Source organism: Chitinispirillales bacterium ANBcel5 (assembly GCA_029688955.1).
Classification (GTDB): Bacteria; Fibrobacterota; Chitinivibrionia; order Chitinivibrionales; family Chitinispirillaceae; genus Cellulosispirillum; species Cellulosispirillum alkaliphilum.
The window spans coordinates 1-2,445 of record JARUKZ010000088.1; the positions used below are offsets into that span (position 1 = coordinate 1).

Consider the following 2,445-nt stretch of genomic DNA (forward strand, 5'->3'; position numbering starts at 1 on the left):
ATATTATGACAGTGATATTGGGAGGTGGGTGAGTACGGATCCTGCAAGAGAATTTTGGGATTTGTATCGGTATACGACAAATCCAGTCGTATTTATTGATCCAGATGGCTTATCTGAGCTCCATTTTTTTAGAGATCTCAATTTACTTGTTGCTACTCACAGAGATGGAACTGTAGCTGGAAGCTGGAATGCTTCAAACAATGCTTCCAGTACATCAAATGGTCGATGGCCAGCTGGAACATATAATTATTCATACACAGTTAATCACGCAGGTGCGGGTAGAGATAGTAGGCTCGGGGATGTTGCCAACTTTGTATTTGAAGTTCCTGGCAGAACTGGAATGGGTGTGCATTCTGGGAGAGAAAATTCTACTGATGGTGCTGGTAGAAGCGGATGGGAACATGCTACTCTAGGATGCATTAGAGTTACACATGAGACTATGGTTTTTATAAGTGAGATTCTAATTGATTTTCTGGATGATCCATTAACGAATATTACAGTTATAGATAACACACAAGAATGGCTCGACTCTAGGACGCAAAATACTTCTGATTAGGCCGATGGATACATGTTCCAGAAAAATTGTAGCGGAGATGGTAAATGAATAAGTTAAGTTTAGTGCTTTTAATACTAATAGTAAGATCTTTGCATTCACAGGATTTTTATGTGCCAAATACGCAGGAGGAAGTAATAGCCTTTTGGGATATTCAAAGAGTCTTATACTTAGATAAAACAGCGTTGGATGAAAGTAAAAAAAATTTACCTCGAGTATTTTCAAGCTATATTGATATGCTATTCGAAACTGTAGAGAATTCTACTGCTTTAATCGAAATATTAAAATTTATGAAGCTTTCAGATGCACATGGTGAGCAGTTTGTAAAAGGATTTATTAAGTTAGTGAAAACAGAAACTGTATTGTTTCAAGAAACATACGACTTACTGCCATCAGATTTAGAAGAGTATATAGTTGGAATAATAAATGATTACATGTCAGTTGAGGAACGTTATAGAATGAGAAATGAATATCCTGGGATCGATGCATTCAAATAAAAAAATGATCAATACTTCTTTTTATATAGATTATGTAGTTTTCCCTACCACCTCGGGTCGCATTTTGCCATTCTTGGCCCTCGCTTTTACATAAATTCCTTATGCGTTCGTTCCGCCGTCAATGGCCCAACAAAAACCTCTAACTCAGGAAAATGGTGCACGGTAGGTGCATAGGGTGCCAAATCCCTGCCTTCCCTATGCACCTTTTCCTCTTATGCTTAAGTTTTGATCTAATATTTACACTTCCAACCCAATCACCTTTCTTACTTTTAAAACAGTATTCAGCGAAACTTCGTGTACTTTTGCTGCTTTTCTTAATGATAGTCCGTTTTTCAGGTCTACAGAAAGGCCCTTATACTTTTTCAAAAATGCCTGATCATCCATTGCTGAATACTTAGTTCTTCCAAGCGTTTTTCCAACAGACATGGCATGGTTTAGGCCACTTTTAACTAATTTAGATCAGGAATCCCTGCGCTTGCCCGTGAGACACATGTCAGTGATCTCGCTGGTGGTGAAACATCGAGGATACAGATAAGTCTGGGTTACAGTGATGGTTTTGAGCGTGAGCTTCAGAGTAAGATTAAGGTTGAGCGTGGGCTTGCCTGGGTGCGTCAGGACAATGATGAGTATGAAGAGGAGGAGGTTGAAGACCGCTGGCTTGTATCGGGGCGTGTCGTTTACAATAATAAGCAGGAACCGGTAAAGCAGTACGAACCTTTCTACAGCGCGACGTTTGAATATGAGCCTGAGCAGTTCTTTGCTGAGTTTGGGGTTACTCCAGTAATTCATTACGACCCGCTGATGCGGGTGGTGAAAACCGAGCTGCCTGATGGTCATTTTACACGTGTTGAGTTTACTCCTTGGGAAATAGAATCATACGATCAGAACGATAACAAAGATGGACACGATCATTTTAATACTCCGCAGGTGGCAATACTCGACACACTGGGTAGAGAGTTTAGGGTAAAGCAGTATCTGGCAAATAAGGACACAGCTACAGGGGATCAGATTTATGAGACAGTAACTACCTTTGATATCACCGGAAATCCTCTCACTATAACCGATCCGCGGGGCAATGTTGCATTTACTTATACCTATGATATGGCAGGACATCCCTTGAGGACGCAGAATGTCGATGCCGGGGATGACAGGGTTTTTATTGATGTGATGGAGAATCCGGTTAAAAGTTTTGACGCTAAAGGGCATCTTGTAACTGTAACCTATGATACACTTCACCGGCCTACCGAAAAAAGAGTCGTCGGTAATGGTCTGGATAACCTTGTACAGAAAATTATCTACGGTGAATCGCAAACTGATCCGCAGGACAAAAACCTTCGTGGGCAGATGTATAAAACCTATGATGAAGCGGGCTGCACCACAGTCCCTGCCTATACC

The 2,445-nt window shown here is 40.9% G+C and carries 4 protein-coding genes; 3 read left to right on the plus strand and 1 reads right to left on the minus strand.

The features are described 5' to 3' along the window. The coding region (locus QA601_18750) for an RHS repeat-associated core domain-containing protein (GenBank protein MDG5817142.1) at positions 1–556 on the plus strand (556 nt) is incomplete at its 5' end. A 44-nt stretch (positions 557–600) separates the two neighbouring features. Further along, positions 601–1,050, plus strand: coding sequence for a hypothetical protein (locus QA601_18755; protein MDG5817143.1), 450 nt, complete (start codon positions 601–603; stop codon positions 1,048–1,050). A gap of 237 nt (positions 1,051–1,287) precedes the next feature. On the opposite strand, the gene QA601_18760 is transcribed toward QA601_18755, so the two are convergent. Beyond that, a complete protein-coding gene (locus QA601_18760; GenBank protein MDG5817144.1) occupies positions 1,288–1,476 on the minus strand; it encodes a hypothetical protein in 189 nt (62 codons plus the stop codon). 180 nt (positions 1,477–1,656) lie between these two features. On the opposite strand from QA601_18760, the gene QA601_18765 reads away from it, so the two are divergent. Further along, positions 1,657–2,445 (plus strand): hypothetical protein (locus QA601_18765; GenBank protein ID MDG5817145.1); only part of this gene is annotated, 789 nt, incomplete at its 3' end.

What these genes read in the sequence shown, in the direction of transcription:
- QA601_18755 (MDG5817143.1), top strand. Translation starts at nt 601, where the DNA reads ATGAATAAGTTAAGTTTAGTGCTTTTAATACTAATAGTAAGATCTTTG.
- QA601_18760 (MDG5817144.1), bottom strand. Translation starts at nt 1,476, where the DNA reads ATGTCTGTTGGAAAAACGCTTGGAAGAACTAAGTATTCAGCAATGGAT.